The organism is Ruminococcus sp. RTP21359st1_H3_RTP21359_211015 (assembly GCF_040909065.1).
GTDB classification, from domain to species: domain Bacteria; phylum Bacillota; class Clostridia; order Oscillospirales; family Ruminococcaceae; genus Hominimerdicola; species Hominimerdicola aceti.
In genome coordinates this window covers 1-1,090 of record NZ_JBDGDD010000086.1, presented here as the reverse complement: position 1 = coordinate 1,090, position 1,090 = coordinate 1, and the positions used below count along the sequence as shown (strand labels likewise).

The window sequence follows — 1,090 nt, the reverse complement described above, 5'->3', positions numbered from 1 at the left end:
ATACCCGATGCGGCTTCTTTTTTTCGTTGACTATAAAAATCGGCTCATTTTTTTAAGCTGCGATATTTTGAGGATTTCTTTGATTTATGTGTTCGCAGCATCTAAATATAGCTACTGTAAGCTCATAAAACAGTCCAGTCAGCCAATCCATACCTTCTTTAGCCATTTTTGCACATATCTTTTTTATATTGAAGGCAATGGCAAAGAAGGAAAAGTCCATGAAGACCTTGTCCTTTCCAAAATGGCGGAAACGTTTGTAATTCATATTGTTTTTCATTTGTCCGAACACGGCTTCCGGTTCTATGCATCTCTGTCCTCTGTGTTTCAGCCCTTCCTCGGAGCAGAGCAGCTCTTTGGCTTTTTGCCTGTATTTTCTGAGCCTGTGATTCAGTTCTATCGTCCTGTTTCCTTTTGCTTTAAAACAACGGCATCTTAGCGGACAGCCTTCACATCTGACGGCTCTGTACCTGGCATTTTCGCTGACATATCCGGATGCGGTTTTCACATGTCTAGTACCTATCCTCCGCATCCTTTGTCCCATAGGGCAGATGCAAAAGTCATGTTCTTCATTGTAGTAGAAGTTTTCTGCCTTGAACGGATCCGGTTTGAATCTCGGCCGCTGCTCCATGTGGAAATAGTTATATTTGACGTAAGCTTCCATGCCGTTCTCTGACATGAAGCGGTAATTCTCCTCAGAACCATAGCCGGAATCGGCAACCACCGTATGAGCCATCCGGTCATACCTGTTTGAAAAAGATTGCAGGAAAGGGATCATGGTCAGTGTATCCGTAGGGTTCGGGAAGAGTGCAAAATCGGTGATGAACTGGTTCTCGGTGCCGATCTGAAGGTTGTAACCGGGCTTCGTCTGCCCGTTACGCATGGCATCCTCCTTCATTCTCATGAAAGTTGCGTCCTTGTCCGTCTTGGAATAGGAATTCCTTTCTTGCAGCGTGTCCAGATGACTGTCGTATTCCTGGAGTTTGTCCCTATGTTCTTCCAGCTCCTTCAGCTGTTTGCGTCTCTTTTTCAGCTCAGTCTTTTCCTCCTTGGTGGAAGGCTCGGGAACCTGTTCCAGCACATGACGTAATTC

General features: G+C 45.3%; 1 protein-coding gene. It reads right to left on the bottom strand.

Going from position 1 to position 1,090, the window contains the following annotated elements; translation table 11 throughout:
• Positions 1-52: 52 nt before the first annotated feature.
• Positions 53-1,090, bottom strand: a 1,038-nt coding sequence (locus AB5Z01_RS13780) for a transposase (RefSeq protein WP_368365627.1), incomplete at its 5' end; no start/stop codon positions are given.